At 61.2% G+C, this 16,656-nt stretch carries 15 protein-coding genes; 3 read left to right on the top strand and 12 right to left on the bottom strand.

What is annotated here, in order from left to right; genetic code table 11:
* Positions 1 to 65 precede the first annotated feature (65 nt).
* Positions 66 to 869: a metallophosphoesterase family protein gene (locus tag OPV09_RS04105; RefSeq protein WP_338680623.1), complete on the top strand. Its 804-nt coding sequence runs from the start codon at positions 66 to 68 to the stop codon at positions 867 to 869.
* Here the strand turns inward: OPV09_RS04105 and OPV09_RS04100 are convergent.
* Entirely contained in the window at positions 866 to 1,393 is a 528-nt protein-coding gene (locus OPV09_RS04100) for a dihydrofolate reductase family protein (RefSeq protein WP_034753411.1), read from the bottom strand. The two genes, OPV09_RS04105 and OPV09_RS04100, sit on opposite strands and share 4 nt — an antisense overlap.
* Positions 1,394 to 1,434: 41 nt before the next feature.
* On the opposite strand from OPV09_RS04100, the gene OPV09_RS04095 reads away from it, so the two are divergent.
* Complete coding sequence (locus OPV09_RS04095) at positions 1,435 to 2,031, top strand: helix-turn-helix domain-containing protein (protein ID WP_338680622.1); 597 nt, start codon at positions 1,435 to 1,437, stop codon at positions 2,029 to 2,031.
* 30 nt (positions 2,032 to 2,061) lie between these two features.
* Here the strand turns inward: OPV09_RS04095 and OPV09_RS04090 are convergent, their stop codons facing one another.
* The 6 genes from OPV09_RS04090 to OPV09_RS04065 all read right to left on the bottom strand — a co-directional run bounded on the left by OPV09_RS04090 (position 2,062) and on the right by OPV09_RS04065 (position 8,569).
* Entirely contained in the window at positions 2,062 to 2,739 is a 678-nt protein-coding gene (locus tag OPV09_RS04090; protein ID WP_070305371.1) for a type 1 glutamine amidotransferase domain-containing protein, read from the bottom strand.
* Between the two features lie 22 nt (positions 2,740 to 2,761).
* Entirely contained in the window at positions 2,762 to 3,925 is a 1,164-nt protein-coding gene (locus tag OPV09_RS04085) for an iron-containing alcohol dehydrogenase (protein WP_338680621.1), read from the bottom strand.
* A 91-nt stretch (positions 3,926 to 4,016) separates the two neighbouring features.
* Positions 4,017 to 4,625: a TetR/AcrR family transcriptional regulator gene (locus tag OPV09_RS04080; RefSeq protein ID WP_338680620.1), complete on the bottom strand. Its 609-nt coding sequence runs from the start codon at positions 4,623 to 4,625 to the stop codon at positions 4,017 to 4,019.
* 66 nt (positions 4,626 to 4,691) lie between these two features.
* Positions 4,692 to 6,101, bottom strand: a complete 1,410-nt coding sequence (locus tag OPV09_RS04075) for a DUF308 domain-containing protein (protein WP_319992198.1) — start codon at positions 6,099 to 6,101, stop codon at positions 4,692 to 4,694.
* A 240-nt stretch (positions 6,102 to 6,341) separates the two neighbouring features.
* The gene (locus OPV09_RS04070; RefSeq protein ID WP_338680619.1) at positions 6,342 to 7,598 is read right to left on the bottom strand and encodes a low temperature requirement protein A; all 1,257 of its coding nucleotides are present in this window, start codon (positions 7,596 to 7,598) and stop codon (positions 6,342 to 6,344) included.
* 113 nt (positions 7,599 to 7,711) lie between these two features.
* Positions 7,712 to 8,569 (bottom strand): oxidoreductase, encoded by an 858-nt coding sequence (locus OPV09_RS04065; RefSeq protein ID WP_338682228.1) that lies wholly within the window; start codon positions 8,567 to 8,569, stop codon positions 7,712 to 7,714.
* Between the two features lie 113 nt (positions 8,570 to 8,682).
* Here OPV09_RS04065 and OPV09_RS04060 point away from each other — a divergent pair, with 113 nt between their 5' ends.
* Positions 8,683 to 9,624 carry a LysR family transcriptional regulator gene (locus OPV09_RS04060; RefSeq protein ID WP_338680618.1) on the top strand — a complete coding sequence of 314 codons (942 nt, stop codon included), beginning with the start codon at positions 8,683 to 8,685 and terminating at the stop codon, positions 9,622 to 9,624.
* Positions 9,625 to 9,764: 140 nt separating this feature from the next.
* On the opposite strand, the gene OPV09_RS04055 is transcribed toward OPV09_RS04060, so the two are convergent.
* The 5 genes from OPV09_RS04055 to OPV09_RS04035 all read right to left on the bottom strand — a co-directional run bounded on the left by OPV09_RS04055 (position 9,765) and on the right by OPV09_RS04035 (position 16,588).
* Entirely contained in the window at positions 9,765 to 10,544 is a 780-nt protein-coding gene (locus OPV09_RS04055; RefSeq protein ID WP_072457016.1) for an enoyl-CoA hydratase, read from the bottom strand.
* Positions 10,545 to 10,617: 73 nt separating this feature from the next.
* Positions 10,618 to 11,814, bottom strand: coding sequence for an acetyl-CoA C-acyltransferase (locus OPV09_RS04050; RefSeq protein ID WP_338680617.1), 1,197 nt, complete (start codon positions 11,812 to 11,814; stop codon positions 10,618 to 10,620).
* Positions 11,815 to 11,874: 60 nt separating this feature from the next.
* Entirely contained in the window at positions 11,875 to 12,321 is a 447-nt protein-coding gene (locus tag OPV09_RS04045; RefSeq protein ID WP_070305557.1) for a PaaI family thioesterase, read from the bottom strand.
* Positions 12,322 to 12,383: 62 nt separating this feature from the next.
* Positions 12,384 to 14,783 carry a 3-hydroxyacyl-CoA dehydrogenase/enoyl-CoA hydratase family protein gene (locus tag OPV09_RS04040; RefSeq protein WP_034753388.1) on the bottom strand — a complete coding sequence of 800 codons (2,400 nt, stop codon included), beginning with the start codon at positions 14,781 to 14,783 and terminating at the stop codon, positions 12,384 to 12,386.
* 14 nt (positions 14,784 to 14,797) lie between these two features.
* Positions 14,798 to 16,588: an acyl-CoA dehydrogenase C-terminal domain-containing protein gene (locus OPV09_RS04035; protein WP_034753387.1), complete on the bottom strand. Its 1,791-nt coding sequence runs from the start codon at positions 16,586 to 16,588 to the stop codon at positions 14,798 to 14,800.
* Between the last annotated feature and the right edge of the window lie 68 nt (positions 16,589 to 16,656).

Below are 16,656 nucleotides of genomic sequence, written 5' to 3'. Positions count from 1 at the left end.
GGTCAAGCAGACGGGCGCGGCAACTTGCGCTACGATAGAGGCCCAGTCACTGCTCCCCTATTGCCATGCGTTTGCTGATCCTGTCCGACCTGCACCTGGAAGTCTGGGGTGACGACACACCCGCCATCGACCTTGCCGCCTGCCGACCCGACGTGGTGATCCTGGCCGGCGACATCGACACGGGCAGCAACGCCATCGCCTGGGCCGCGTGCACCTTCGGCGCCCTGCCCGTGCTGTACGTGCACGGCAACCATGAAGGCTATGGCCACCAGCTCGAACACATGCAGGACGCCGTGCGCGACGCCTGCGCCAGCGCGAATGCGCAAGGCGCCAACATCCGCCTGCTCGACGGCGACGCCGTGACGCTCGGCGGCATGCGCTTCCTCGGCATCACGCTGTGGACGGATTTTCTGCTGTTTGGTGCGGAGCGCCAGGAAGAAGCGATGGTTGCGGCACAAAGTTACATGCCCGACTACAAGCGCATCAGCACGGGCGGCGACACGCCGCGCCTCTTGTGCGCCAGCGACACGGCGCAGCTGCACGTACAGCACCGCGCCTGGCTGGAACGGCAGCTGGCGCAACCCTTCGTGGGCAAGACGGTCGTCATCACGCACATGGCGCCCTCGATGCTGTCGGTGGAAGCGCAATACGCGACCAATCTCGGCTCGCCCGCGTTTGCCTCGCAGCTCGATGCACTGGTGGCGCAGGCGGACCTGTGGGTGCATGGCCACATGCACGCCTCGCTCGACTACCGCGTCCGGGATTGCCGCGTCGTGTGCAACCCTTGCGGCTACAAGCGGCCCGACGGCACGCCGGAAAATGAACGCTACGATCCCGGCTTCATCGTCGACATCGCCAGCGCGGGTTAATTTTTCCGATAGCGCAGCTGCACCACGCCGCTGGGCAGCTGGCGCGTGCCGTCCAGGCGCCAGTCGCTGCGCGGCAAGCCGTCCTCGAACAGGCGCACGCCCTTGCCCAGCACCACAGGCAGCACTGACAAAGTCAGGCTGTCGATGACGCCCTCACGCAAACCGGCGCGGATAACGGCGCCGCCATCGAGATACACGTGGCGGCAACCCTCTTCCGCCAGCGCCTCCAGCACGTCCCGCACGCTGCCTTCGCGGCGCTGTTCACCATGGCGCGGCGCGAAGCCGCGGTGGCTCAATACCTGCACGCGCTTGCCCGCATACGGCCACGGTTCGAACCCCAGCACGGCGTCATACGTGGTGCGGCCGATCAGCAAGGTATCGACCTGCTCCATCAATGCCGTGTAGCCGGTGGCATCGGGCGAGTCGGGCGCCAGTTCGGCCAGCCAGGACAGGTCGCCGTTCTCTCCCGCGATGCAGCCATCGAGGCTGATACCGAGAAAAACGCTGACGAAAGTTTTTTGCATGGGTGCTCCTTGATTTAATTCTACAGTGTAGAATTATGCCCATGAAAACCCAAAAACTTCAAGCCACCGAATCTCCCGTGCGCCGCGCCGGGCGTCCGCGCCGCACCAAGCCCGCGCTGGATAGCGCCGCCATCCTGCAAGCGGCCCTGGCCCTGCTGGAAGAAAAAGGCGATGCGTTTTCCATGCGCGCGCTGGCGCAGAGCCTGGGCGTCGATGCCATGGCCCTGTATCACTACTACGCGGGGAAAGAGGAACTGTTGCTGGCCTTGATGGCGCAGCGTTTTGCCGCACTCGATCCGCAGCAGCCACCGTTTACACAACGTCAGGGGCCGCAGCGTCGTCTGCTGGCGCTATGCGCGCTGTACCTGGAACTGGTCAGCGCCACGCCGTATTTCGTGCGCCTGATGGCGCGCGGGCTGGTGGAGCAAGCCGACGTGGCCCAGCGGTTTACGACGCTGTTTGAGCAAGCCCTCGACGGTCTCGATTTGGACAAGAAAACCCGGCTGCGCGGGCGCGATACGCTCGTCGATTTCCTGCACGGCTATGCGCTGGCGGGCAGGCCGGCCAGCGAGACGCAATGGCACGCCTCGGTCGGCCTGATCCTGGCGGGCATGGCCGCCGGACGCACTGCAGTGTGACGTCCAGCGGCCGGACGCACTACCCGGGCATCAGCCCAGCAGCTTGAGCAGCGCCTGCGCGGCCGCTTCCGACGATGCGGGATTCTGGCCCGTGACCAGCAAGCCATCGGTGACGGCGTACGGCTGCCAGTCGCCCAGTTTCGAGTAGACGCCGCCGTTTTGCTTGAGCATGTCCTCGACGAGGAAAGGCACGATGGCAGTCAAGCCGACGGCGTCTTCCTCGGTATTCGTAAAGCCCGTCACCTGCTTGCCGCGCACCAGCGGCGTGCCATCGGCTGCCTTCACGTGGCGCAGCACGCCGGGCGCGTGGCAGACGGCGGCGACGGGCTTGCCGGCGGCGATCATCTGCTCGATCAGCGCGATCGAGTGCGGGTCTTCGGCCAGGTCCCACAGCGGGCCATGGCCGCCCGGGTAAAACACGGCATCGAAGTCCCCCGCCTTCACGTCGGCCAGCTTGCCCGTGTTGGCCAGCACAGCTTGCGCATCGGCGTCCTGCTTGAAGCGGCGCGTGGCGTCCGTTTGCGAATCCGGCTCGTCGCTTTTCGGGTCCAGCGGCGGCTGGCCGCCGTGGGGCGACACTACCGTCAGCTTCGCGCCCGCTTCTTTCAGGGCATAGTAGGGTGCGGCGAATTCTTCCAGCCAGAAGCCGGTTTTCTTGCCGGTATTACCGAGTTGGTCGTGCGAGGTCAGTACCATCAGGATGTTCATGTTGTGTCCTTTTATGTCAGGGTTACAGTGCTGCTTCGAGGATACGGCGGCTGCGCGCGAGGTCGATATCGCGGTGTTCGCCGAGTGAGGTCATGCCATGTGCTTTCAATTGTTTCAGTACCGCTTCCACCGCTTCCTGGCCCAGCTGATAGGCCGACAAACGGGTCGGGATGCCCAGGCCTTCAAAGAAGGCGCGCGTGCGGGCGATGGCGGTATCGATGCGCTCGTCGTCGCTGCCCTCCGTGATGTTCCAGACACGTTCGCCATACTGTAGCAATTTGCCGCGTTTCTGCTCGCGCTGTACGTCCAGCAGGGCCGGCAGCACCAGCGCCAGGGTGCGCGCATGGTCGATGTCGTACAGAGCCGTCAGTTCGTGGCCGATCATGTGGGTGGCCCAGTCCTGCGGCACGCCCGCGCCGATCAAGCCATTCAGGGCCAGGGTGGCGGTCCACATCAGGTTGGCGCGAGTCGCATAATCGTCGGGCGAAGCGACCGCCTGCGGCGCGATCTCGACGAGCGTTTGCAGCAAGCCTTCGGCAAAGCGGTCCTGCACCATCGCCTGCACCGGATAGGTCAGATACTGCTCCGTCGTGTGGACAAAGGCGTCGACCAGGCCATTGGCCACCTGCGTGGCCGGCAAGGTGAAGGTCTTGCTGGGGTCGAGTACGGAAAACTGCGGGTACAGCAGCGGATTACGGAAACTCAGCTTGGCATGCGTGGCTTTTTTCGTCACCACGCCGCCGCTGTTCATTTCCGAGCCCGTGGCAGGCAAGGTCAGCACCGTGCCGAACGGCAAGGCGCGCTGCACATTGGCGCCGCCGCGCTCGGCGATTTCCCACGGCTCGCCGTCGTACAGGGCGGCTGCGGCGACGAACTTGGTGCCATCGATCACGGAGCCGCCGCCGACGGCCAGCAGGAAGTCCACTTTCTCGCTGCGCACCTGGGCGACGGCGCGCATCAGGGTTTCATAGCTGGGATTGGGTTCGATGCCGCCAAACTCCTGCACGCTGCGCTGGCCCAGCGCAAGCGCAGCTCGCACTTCGGCCAGGGTGCCGGTCTTTTCCGCGCTGGCGCCGCCGTACAAAATCAGCACGCGCGCATCATGCGGCACCAGGGTGGACAATTTGGCGACGGTGTCGGCGCCGAACACGATCTTCGTCGGGTTATGGAATTCAAAATTCTTCATGCTGCGGCTCCTTTATTATTAGACTGGTCGTCTAGAATGCAGTTCAAAAAATGCGGACGTGGTGTGTCCGCTTGTTTGCTTGGTTTGCTGCCTATCGGTCGCTGTCCGGCGGCAGCTGCAACATGGCCAGGGTCGCACGCCACGCTGTTTGCAAGGCGCTGGCGTCGCGCCGCAGCTTGGTCAGCATGGCCGCGCCCAGCCACAGCTGGTACAAGGTGGCAGCCATCTGCGCCGGATCGGCCACCGATGGCAAGGTATCGTCCACCCTGCCCCGCGCGATGGCCAGGGCGAGCCTGGCGATGATGCGGTGGGTGCCGTCCAGCAGCGCCACACGCATCGGCTCCGACATGTCCGCCACTTCACTGCTCAGTTTGACCACCAGGCAGCGGCAATCGCAGCCGCTGCCATCGAGGCTTGCACTGGTCCAGCTGGCCCAATACGCCATCAGCGCCTGCGCCGCGCTCTGGCCGGGCTGGCCCAGCACGAGCTCCATTTCGTCCAGGTAGCCGGTGACGTAATCTTCCAGCATCGCTTCTCCAAACAATTCCTTGGACTTGAAGTAATGGTAGAACGAGCCTTTGGGCACGTCGGCGGCCGACAGGATCTCGTTCAGCCCCACCCCGGCAAAACCCTTGCGCGTGATGATGGCCTTGCCCTGGTCGATAATGTGCTGGCGCACGTCGGTGTATTCAGCTTTCATGCGAGGCATTGTAGCACAATTAGACCAGTCGTCTAGAGGCCTCTATTTCAATGCAGCAGCGGCGACCTACGCGCGCTTGTCACGCATGGCGTCTTCATCAGGCTGCTCGCGAAGATCAACGGCGCCATGATCCTGGGCGCGCCATTCGCGGCGCAATTGCGCCATCCGGCTGAAGGCGGTCCTTGCCAATTTCCACCAGGCGAACGGACGCGGGTCGGCCAGCATGCTGAGCGCTCGGGAGTAATCGAGCGTCAGCCCGGGCGTCCACGCCATCGTCACGGCACGCTTGCGGATCTGGGCGGCGACCCACAGTTCCGGTGTCGCCAGGATGCGGAAAAACACTCTCCAGCCTGCTCGCTCCCCGTACAGACGTCCAACGGCGCCGTCGATAGCCGCTTCCAGAGCCCGGGCGACGGTACTGGAACAATTGCGATGCGTGAGATTGTAAGTCGCGTCCTCGCGATAATGGCGCCAGAAAGACTGCAGCTGGCGTGGGTCATAATTCCGGATACGGACCTGAACGGTGGACGGGCACCATGCCTTCGACTCTGTCGCGTAATCGGGCTGGAATACGCCCGGTACGTCATTTTCGCGGGTGGCGCGCAGCAGGCGCCCGAAATCGTCGGGCGAACGGTCAATCTCCACACTCGGATACAGGCTGATATAAATACCCTCCGGCGACTCCAATGCCGCATGCCCGGTGGAGATCACGCCGTTGACATCGACCGCGGCGATATAGCGGTCGACGATCGGGTAATTCTGGGTGGGCGACTTGGCTGAACCGGAAGGCGTCCAGACGTGCACCGTCAGCGCCTGCTCATGGTCCGCGGGAGGACCTTCCCACTCCACTTGCGTGAATGCGGAAGCAAGCTGCTCATCCGGCTGAACGTCAGGCCGCACCGATTCCGACAGCGCCGGGTTATCGCTCATGCGGCGAACACGGGCGGCCAGGGCGATCAAGTTGGCGCCGCCAAACATCAAAAACAAGCCCAGACAATACGGCAGTGTGCCGACATAATGCGTCGGGTAGGGCTGATAAAAGAAAATGGCCAGCGCAATCTCGGCCACACCCCACGAAAAGGCCACGCGCCAGCGGCGATAGCGGACCATGTAAGCGGAAATGCACTGTATCAGCCCATCGGCGAGAAACAGCGTCCCAAAAATCATCGATAACAGGAAATTGCCATGGTGGTGACCGGCGAAGATCAGCATCGCCGCCAGCACGACGGCGCAGCCTTTCACGTATCGCAGGATGCGTTGGCCGCCGACGCCTGTCCATGCCACAGCCAGCGTTGCCAGGCCTTCGGCCAGGAACAGGTAAGCAAAGAAATTGATCGGGAAGTACAGTGCGTTATCGAGTGCGTCGATAAATATGACCAGGCCTGCGAGCAGCCATATCAATCCGATCAACAGGATACCGCGCCAGCGCTTGCGTAGATATTCGACGCCCAATAACAGCAACACCAATCGAATCATGAATGCTCCTCCTGTTTTTAACTGCAGCAGCAATACTCGAACAATACGCATTAACTGGCCGTCATGGCTGTGAAAGCGTATGGCCACGGACTCTCACATCATTTGAGAATGACAATTGTCGCAATCAATGAATTAGCGTAAAAAAATGAAATTCTTCAGAAAAGTATCATAAAAGATAAAAATGTCAGGTTTGCTTGCCGGCAGCCCTATCAACAGCATGCAATCGGTTCGCGCACTGCGTCACACATTAACGGACGTGAGCATTTCGTCCTGGTGACGGTGTCCCAAGACTTCATAGCCGACGACCGTGATGACCGGTGCAAAGAGCAGAATACCGAGACATTCAACGATATTCGCGCCAAAGATCGCCGCCATGATCGCTGTCGCGATGACGATGGCTGTTGCAAGCAAAAGCCATATATGCAGTTGGTCGAAGCGGCGCACAAGAAAATAGTGGAGCGCATAAATCAAGGCGAGGAAAATGGTCACGGGAATCGCGGTGGCGAGCAGGGCCGGGAGTGTGCCGATATGGGCCTTGTTTTCAATCAGGTTCGCCGCGACGTCAAGGCCAGCCCCCGTCGCCACAATAGATGCAATGATCAGTATCTGCCCATAGCTCCAGATGAAAGCGCGTGAGCGATGCACGTGCAGCACATTTGCCGACGGCAGAATGGAATACACCCACCACATGCCAAAGGTCAGTCCGACACCTGCAAGGCAAGCGAGCGCCGTTTCCAGTGTCCAGCCCTGGTGCTCTATTTCGGCAGACAAAGTCGCGACCGTACCGACCAACCCTTCACCCAAGGCAAGGATGGCGAACAGGCTGTAGCGTTCGGCAATGTGCTCCGCGTGCCAGGGCGTACCGCCATCCTTGCGCTCCGCCAGCACGGGGCCGGCGAACTCGATGAGAAACCAGATGACAACGAGGGCAATGGTCACGCCCATCGAGAAAGGGAAAAGAATAATCGCTATCCAGCCTATCTGGGCAATCGCAATGGCGGCGGCATAGGTGAGGCACGCGCGGCGCCGTGCGACGTCTTGCCTCGCTGCCCGCAACCATTGAAATATCAGCGCCACGCGCATGATCACGTAGCCAAGTACCATCACCGAGTTATCGAGCTGCTGGCCGTGTTCGAGGGAAGAGAACAGGCGCGGCAAGCCAACCGCCAGCACCAGCACACCCGTCATCTGTACCATGGTGGTGATGCGGAAAATCCAGTCGTCAGTGTCGTAGGCGGATGCAAACCACGTGAAATTGAACCAGGCCCAGCAGATGCAGAGGCTCGAAAATCCAAATCCGATGAGCGCGCTGGCGTAATGGCCTGCCGCGAGTGCGTGTGCGAACTGTGCCGCGGCAAACGCAAAGCATGTGACGAAAGTCAGGTCGAATAACAATTCCAGAGACGATGCGACACGGTGCGGCTCGTGCGGATCGCGTCCTGACATCCGCCGTATGTGATGGTGGAGAACTTTGCCAACAGAATCAGATGTGCTCATGCGTTATTCCTTGCCAGCGAACGCGATATCAATAATGGTTTCAAGCATCGGGGGATGCAGCTGCAAACCGCTTATATGGGCAAATTCAGGCATGGCCCCCCGGTCAAACTCTGTCAGGCGGGAAAATCCGTCGATGCGGAGAGCTCGCGCCACGTCTCCATTTCCTGTGCCACAAAGGCGTTTTTTGCAGCAATCGCAGCCAGCGTATCGGTGCCCATGGGAAGGCGCAGTGGCGGATTGGGCGCGTCGGCAAGGCGGAGCATGGCGGCCGCCAATTTTTTGGGATCACCGGGCTGATTGTGGTTCAGCGCTAACGCTTGTCTGCGCACGGCGCCCGAAGTCGCCGCGTAATCCCCAATTTCATCGGGTGCTACGAGCAGCGATGAGGCATCGAGGAAATCGGTGCGGAAATAACCTGGTTCAACGATGGTGGCGTGAATTCCCAGTGGCTTGAGTTCGGTATGCATGGCTTCCGTGATGCCTTCGACGGCAAATTTTGTCGATGAATACACCCCGAACCCTGCCGCAGCCTGATAGCCGCCGATCGATGAAATATTGATCACGTGACCGGAACGCTGCGCCCGCATTGTGGGCAGCACGGCGCGCGTCACGTTCAGCAAGCCGAAGACATTCGTGTCAAACATCCGTCTCACATCCGCATCGCCAGACTCTTCCACGGCAGCCAGCAGACCGAAGCCCGCATTATTGACGAGCACGTCAATACGCCCAAAATGTTCCAGCGCAACACGCACGCCCAGCCTGATTTGCTCCTCATTCGTCACGTCGAGCGCAAGCGGCAGCAACGCGGAGGATGTGCCAAGCCGCTCGACGACCGCTGCCGCGTTACGCCCGGTTGCGACCACCGCATTGCCGTCCGCCAGTGCCGCCTCTGCAATCAGCGCGCCGATGCCCCTGGATGCACCGGTGATCAACCAGACGCGCTTGAATTCGTGCTGTTGAACGTTCTTCATCATTCTGCTCCCGAGGTGCTTAAAGGGCGAATGATAGAAGCAAAAATTGGCATGAACTAGTGGTCAAATGCTAGAATGATAATCAACTAAAACTTGCTAATCATTCTCGCTCCATGAACGATATCCGCGCCATTACCGTCTTCGTCCGCACGGCAACGCTGGGCAGTTTGCGGCGCGCGGCCATCGACCAGGGCATCTCGCCGCAGGCGGCCAGCCAATCGGTGATCCAGCTGGAAAAATCACTTGGCGTGCGCCTGTTCCACCGCACCACGCGCAAGCTGAGTTTGACGGAAGAAGGCCAGCGCCTGTTCGACAGCGTGAAACCGGCACTGGCCATACTGTCGTCGTCCCTCGACGAAGCGCGCCGGTCAAAGGACGAAGTGAACGGGATATTGCGCATCAACGCTCCCCAGTCGCTGGGGCTGTCCGTGCTTTGGCAATTTTTCGAATTATTCCACCAGTCCCATCCCAAAGTGCAGCTCGACATCCAGCTCGATGACCAGTTCACCGATCTGGTGAGCGGACGCGCCGATGTCGGCTTCCGGGGTGGGCCGCCGCCCTCGGGAGGGTCGATTGCGCGGCGGCTCGTGCCCATTCAGCTGATCGTTTGCGCATCGCCGGACTACATTCAGCGCCACGGCGCTCCTCGGACGATAGACGAACTGAGCCAGCACAGCTGCACCGGCTATCGGTGGGCAAATACAGGCAAGGTCGCCCAATGGCAGTTCCAGATCGGCGATGAAATTGTGCATCGGGACATACCGGCCGTCATTTGCGTGAATGACACCGCGATGGAGACACGGGCGGTGTTATCGGGTCTTGGCATTGGACAGCTAGGGAGTTTCGAGGCGATGCCGCATATCCGTAGCGGCCGGCTCGTGCCTTTGCTCATGCAGCATGTCAGCGAGTGCGGCGCCATCTATATCTACTATGGGCATCGGGCGGAACAGTCTCTGCGGGTGAGGACTTTTATTGATTTCATGATCGAGAAACTCGCTGACAACCGCGCATTCTTCCTCGATAGCTCGGAATTGGCCGCTTCCATCACTCGTTGAAGGCACATCCTCCTACGCAGGCCGGGGGCTGAGAAAAATCCATTCGATGAATTGCGGCAGCACCGGCCACCGCATTCTCATCACCGATCATCATGTCCAAATCAGATGGTGCCGGGTCCGACGAGATGTCAGGCCCTGCCTTATGCAAACTGTTTGAAATCCGGCTTGCGTTTTTCAAAGAAGGCCGTAAACGCTTCCTTCGCCTCGGCGCCACCCAGCATGGCGCTGAACAGTTTGTTTTCCTCGGCGATGGCCGCCTTCATCGGCTCCATGCGGCTTTGCTTCATCAATCGCTTGGTGGCGCGGATGGAGGCCGCTGGCAAGGCTACCAGCTTGGCCGCCTGGCCTTGCGCGTACGTCATCAAGTCGTACAGGGGCACGACTTTCGAGACCAGGCCCATTTCCAGCGCTTCGCTGGCAGGGAACGCTTCGCCCAGCATCAGCTTTTCCGCCGCGCGCGGGTAGCCGGCCAGTTGCGTGAGCAGCAGGCTGGAGCCGAATTCCGGGCACAGGCCCAGCTGCGTGAACGGCATCGAGAAGCTGGCGTTGTCGGCCGCATAGACGAGGTCGCAATGCATCAGCAAGGTGGTACCGATGCCGATGGCGGGACCGGAAACAGCCGCCACCACGGGCTTGCTGCTGCCGTACAGGGCACGCATGAACTGGAACACGGGACGGTCATGGTCGAGCGAGCCATCTTTCGGGCGCGCCGTCTTCATGAAGTCGTCGAGGTCGTTACCGGCCGTGAAAATCTCGCGCTTGCCGCAGATCAGGATGGCGCGCACTTCATCATCGGTCTCGGCCGCCACCAGCGCGTCGGCCAGGGTCTGGTACATGGCACCCGTGATCGCATTCTTGCGTTCCAGGCGGTTGAATTCCAGGGTCAGGATGCCCTCGCTCTTGCTGCACAAAATATCCATGTCGTCTCCAAAAAGATAAAGGGCGCCGGGGTAATCCCGCAGCGCCCTGTTTTATTGCTTTAGCCCGTCGAACTTAGACGCGTTCGAAAATACCTGCCGCGCCCATGCCCGCACCGACGCACATCGTGACCATGCCGTACTTCTGCTTGGTGCGCTGCAGTGCGTGGATCACGGTGGCGGCGCGGATGGCACCGGTCGCGCCCAGCGGGTGGCCCAGGGCGATCGCGCCGCCCATCGGGTTGACCTTCGATGGGTCCAGGCCCAGGTCGCCGATGACGGCCAAGGCTTGGGCGGCAAACGCTTCGTTCAGCTCGATCCAGTCCAGCTGGTCTTGCGTGATGCCGGCGGCGGCGCATGCCGCGGGAATGGCAAATTTAGGACCGATGCCCATGATTTCCGGCGGCACGCCGCGCACGGCGAACGAGGAGAATTTCGCCAGCGGGGTCAGGTTGTGCTCGCGCAGGATTTTTTCGCTGACGATCAACAGCGCACCGGCGCCGTCGGACATCTGCGAGCTGTTGGCGGCCGTGACGGAACCCTTGGCGGCGAACACCGGCTTCAGTTTTGCCAGCGATTCCATCGACGAATCGGCGCGCGCGCCTTCGTCCGTGTCGACGGTGCGGCGCGTTACAGCGACCTGGCCGGTAGCCAGGTTCGGCGTACGCGTGATGATTTCCACGGGCGTCGTTTCGGCCTTGAAGAAACCGGCTTGCTGCGCGGCGATGGCGCGGCGGTGCGATTCAACGGAGAACGCATCCTGCTGTTCGCGCGACACTTTCCATTGCTGCGCCACTTTCTCGGCCGTCAGGCCCATGCCGTAAGCCATGCCGATGTTCTCGTCGCTGAACATGTCCAGGTTCATCGATGGGTGGTGACCCATCATCGGTACCATCGACATCGATTCGATGCCGCCGGCGATCATCACGTCGGCTTCGCCCACGCGGATGCGGTCGGCCGCCATGGCGATGGCCGTGATGCCCGAAGCGCAGTAACGGTTGACGGTGACGCCGCCGACGGTTTTCGGCAAGCCGGCCAGCAGCACCGAGTTACGCGCGATATTGAAGCCCTGCTCCGCTTCCGGGAACGAGCAGCCGATGATGGCGTCGGTGATCAAAGCCGGGTCGAGGCCAGGCGCTTGCGCCAGGGCCGATTGCAGCACGCGCACCAGCAGGTCGTCCGGGCGGGTGTTCTTGAACATGCCGCGCGGCGCCTTGCCGATCGGGGTGCGGGTTGCAGAGACGATGTACGCGTCTTGAAGTTGTTTGCTCATTTTATGCTTTCAAAGATGTTGAACGAGGTTCGTGTTCTGTCGAATGTCCAGGATGCTGGCCTATCGCTTCTGCGACAAATACCAGTCCACCGTCACCTGTGCCGCCAGCGTGCCTTCGGCGTCGAAAATATCGACCTCCACGGGAAACGCCACCTTGCCATCCTGCGCCAGCTGCGCCTTCAAGGCAGCCAGGTCGCCCGGTACCCGGCCTTCGGCGCGCGTCGCGCCCCGGGCCACCTTCTGGTACTGGATGCGCGACTCCTTGGCCACCGGGCGCAAGCCCAGTATCAGCTCGGCGAAGCCGCCAGCCATGGCCGCGCCGGAAGCCGTTTCGGCCAGGGTAAACAAGGCGCCCGCATGCTGCGTGCCCAGGTGATTATTCAGTTTTGGATCTTCCGGCATCGACACCTTCGAGGTGCCGGCGCCGATGTCGTCGATGCTGATCCCCAGCAGCCGCACGAAGGGCAAGGTGTCCATCATCTGTTGTTTGATACGGTCATACACCATGCTTGGCCTCACGCGCAGCAATACTTTAAAAATAATGGACAGGATCGTCATCGACGTCAGGCTTAGTTGCGTACCGGCTTACCGGTTTGCATCATGCCCATGATCCGTTCCTGGGTTTTCGGATGGTTCAACAGCTCCAGGAATGCCTTGCGTTCCATATCCAGCAGCCACTGTTCGCTGACGAAGCTGCCCTGGTCCACGTCGCCGCCCGATACGATCTCGGCGATCATCTCGCCCAGCTTGAAATCGTGCGCCGAAATGAAGCCGCCGTCGCGCATGTTGACCAGCTGCGCCTTGATGGTGCCCCAGCCGTAACGGCCCGTGACCTGGATCAGCGATGGGAGCGCTGGACGGAAGCCGGCGTCGAACATGGCGCGCGCTTCGACCTTGGCCACGTGCAGCAGCTCGTAGGCGTTGAACACGATCACGTCGTCTTCCTTCAGGTAACCCATCTTCTTCGCTTCCAGCGCCGATTTCGACACGTTGGCGGTGGCTGCGTTGGTGAAACCCGTCTTCAGGAATTGCAGGATGTCGTTACCCTTGGCTTCCTTGTAGGCGCGCTGCGCCGCTTCCTTCAAGCCGCCGCCGGCAGGAATCAGGCCCACGCCCACTTCCACCAGGCCGATGTAGGACTCGATCGAGGCCACGCGCTTCGATGCGTGCAGGGCCAGTTCGCAACCGCCGCCCAGTGCCAGGCCAGCGACCGCGGCGATCACCGGCACGTTCGCGTATTTCAGCGACATGAAGGTGTTCTGCAGTTCGGCGATGATCGGATCGACGGCTTTCACACCGCCTTGCATGAACGCCGGCAGGGCCGATTGCAGGTCGGCGCCGGCCGAGAAGGCGCCGCCTTCGGCTGCGTCCGCGTGCCAGATCACCAGGCCCTTGAAATTCTTCTCGGCTTCTGCCAGCGCCAGTTTCAGGCCGTTGATCACGCCTTCGCCGATCACGTGCATCTTGGTCTTGAACGAGATGATCAACACATCGTCGCCCGTATGCCAGACACGCACGGATTCGTCTTCGAAGACGGTGGTGCCGGCGGTCTTGCCGTCGATGGCGCCACTGCCCAGGACGGGCGCGCGGAATGGCTGGCGGTCATACACGGACAGGGTCGAGCGTGGCACGAAGCTGTTCGACACGGCGGAGTACGAACCTTCCGGCGTGTGCACGCCGCCTTTTTCAGCGACCGGACCTTCGAAGACCCAGGCTGGCAGCGGTGCGTTGCACAGCGCGTGGCCGGCGTCGATGTCTTCCTTGACCCAGTTGGCCACTTGCAGCCAGTTCGATGCCTGCCACGTTTCAAACGGACCGACGTTCCAGCCGAAGCCCCAGCGCATGGCGAAGTCGATGTCGCGCGCATTGTCGGCCACAGTGTCGAGGTGAATGGCGATGTAGTGGAAAGCGTCGCGGAAGATCGCCCACAGGAACTGGCCTTGCGGGTTCGTCGATTCGCGCAGCGCCTTCATCTTCTTGACCGGATCCTTTTCTTTCAGGATGCGGGCAATGATGTCGGCGGCCTTGGCGCCGCCGGCCACGTATTCACCGGTGGCGAAGTCCAGGCGTTGAATTTCCTTGCCGACCTTCTTGTAGAAGCCTGCGCCGCTCTTCTGGCCCAGCGCGCCTTTTTCCACCAGCTTGGCCAGCACTTCCGGCGTCTTGTAGACGGCGGCGAACGGATCGTTCGGCAGGTAGTCCTGCATGGTCTTGATCACATGGCCCATGGTGTCCAGGCCAACTACGTCCGCCGTGCGGAAGGTGCCCGACTTGGCGCGGCCCAGCTTGGCGCCAGTCAAATCATCGACGACGTCCACGGACAGGCCGAATTTTTCAGCTTCGTGGACGATGGCCAGGATGCCGAACACGCCAACGCGGTTGGCGATGAAGTTCGGCGTATCCTTGGCGCGTACCACGCCCTTGCCCAGGGTGGTGGTCAAAAAGCCTTCCAGCTGGTCGCTGATTTCAGGCTTGGTGAACTCGGTCGGGATGATTTCGACCAGGTGCATATAGCGCGGCGGGTTGAAGAAGTGCACGCCGCAGTAGCGCGATTTCAGGTCGGCGTCGAAGCCTTCGGCCAGCTTGGTGATCGACAGGCCCGAGGTGTTCGAGGCGAAGATCGCGTTCGGGCCGATGTGCGGTGCGACCTTCTGGTACAGGTCGTGTTTCCAGTCCATGCGCTCGGCGATGGCTTCGATGATCAGGTCGCAACCGGCCAGCAGGTCCAGGTTGTCTTCGTAGTTGGCGACCTGGATCAGCGCGGCGTCATCCTTGTTGCCCAGCGGGGCAGGCGACAGCTTTTTCAGGTTCTCGATGGCGCGCAGCACGATGCCATTCTTTGGACCTTCCTTCGCTGGCAGGTCGAACAGCACGACCGGCACTTTCGCGTTGATGCAATGGGCGGCGATCTGCGCGCCCATCACGCCGGCGCCGAGGACGGCTACTTTTTTAACGATGAAATTGGTCATATTTTCCTCAAGTCTTAGAACAGGTCTGCGTCGAGTGCCATCAGGTTGGCCGAACCGGAACGCGCCTGACGGATCAGGGTTGCCGTTTCAGGCTGCAAGCGGGCGAAGTAGAAACGTGCGGTAGCCAGTTTGGCGGTGTAGAACTTGTCGCCGCTGGATTCTTTTTCGAGGGCGATCTTGGCCATCTGCGCGAACAGATAGCTGTAGATCATGTGGCCGACGACGCGCAGGTAAGGCACGCATGCCGCGCCCACTTCGTCCGGATTCTGGAAGGCCTTCATGCCGATTTCCATGGTCAGCTTGGTGACTTTGTCGCCCAGGTCGCCCAGTGGGGTGACGAATTCGCTCATCGCTTCATCGGTGCCGTTGTCTTCGACGAAAGCCTTGATCTTTTCGCCGAACTTGCGCAGCTTGGCGCCGTTGTCGCCGAGGATCTTGCGGCCCAACAGGTCCAGCGACTGGATCGTGTTCGTGCCTTCATAGATCATGTTGATGCGCGCGTCGCGCACATACTGTTCCATGCCCCATTCCGAGATGTAGCCGTGGCCGCCGAACACTTGCATCGCGTCCGAAGTGGCGATCCAGGCGTTGTCGGTGATGAAGGCCTTGATGACAGGGGTCAGCAGCGCCACTTCGTCGGCCGCTTCCTTGCGCACGTCGGCGTCGGGGTGGTGCAGTTCGCGGTCGATCTGCAGCGCCACGTACGAGGTGAAAGCGCGCGCGCCTTCGGCGTAGGCTTTGCCCGTCAACAGCATGCGGCGCACATCAGGGTGCACGATGATGCGGTCGGCCGGCAGTTCCGGGTTCTTGATGCCGGACAGCGAACGCATTTGCGTGCGGTCCTTGGCGTAGATCAGCGCGTTCTGGTACGCGATTTCCGTCAGGCCCAGCGACTGCATGCCCACGCCCAGGCGGGCCGCGTTCATGAAGACGAACATGGCGTTGAGACCCTTGTTCGGCTGGCCGATGATCCAGCCTTTCGCGCCGTCCAGGTTCATCTGGCAGGTCGAGTTACCGTGGATGCCCATTTTTTCTTCGATGGCGCCGCAGGTGATCGGGTTGCGTTCACCGACCGTGCCGTCCGCGTTCGGCAGGAATTTCGGCACCAGGAACAGCGAGATGCCTTTCGAGCCTTCCGGCGCGTCCGGCACGCGGGCCAGCACCAGGTGCAGGATGTTTTCCGCCATGTCGTGCTCGCCGGCCGAGATGAAGATCTTGTTGCCGGTGATGGTCCAGGAACCGTCCGCCTCAGGCAGCGCTTTCGAGCGCAGCAGGCCCAGGTCGGTGCCGCAGTGCGGTTCGGTCAGGCACATGGTGCCCGTCCATTCGCCCGACACCAGTTTCGGCAGATAGACTTCCTTCTGGTGGTCGGTGCCGTGTTCCTTCAGGCACTCGTAGGCGCCGTGCGACAGGCCCGGGTACATGGACCAGGCCTGGTTCGACGAGTTCAGCATTTCATAGAAGGAATTGTTCAGCACGACAGGCAAGCCCTGGCCGCCGTATTCCGGATCGCAAGCCAGTGCCGCCCAGCCGCCTTCGACGTACTGCTTGTAGGCTTCCTTGAAACCTTTAGGCGTGGTCACGCTTTTCGTGACGGGGTCATGGTGGCAGCCTTCGCGGTCGCCCGAGTGGTTCAGCGGGAACAGTACTTCGGAGGTGAATTTGCCGCCCTCTTCCAGCACCTGGTTGATGATGTCGGCGTCGACGTCGGCGTACGACGGCATTTGCTTCAGTTCTTCTTCCACTTGCAGGAACTCATGCAGGACGAATTGCATATCCCGGATTGGCGCGACGTATTGACCCATAATTTTCTCCTGAAGGCGATTAGCTAAAGTGTTGTACTTGTAAGTGCGTGTGCGTTGTTGCGGATACT

Source organism: Janthinobacterium sp. TB1-E2 (assembly GCF_036885605.1).
GTDB classification, from domain to species: domain Bacteria; phylum Pseudomonadota; class Gammaproteobacteria; order Burkholderiales; family Burkholderiaceae_D; genus Janthinobacterium; species Janthinobacterium aestuarii.
Note: the sequence above shows the minus strand (reverse complement) of the source record. Positions and strands in the feature narration are given on the sequence as shown.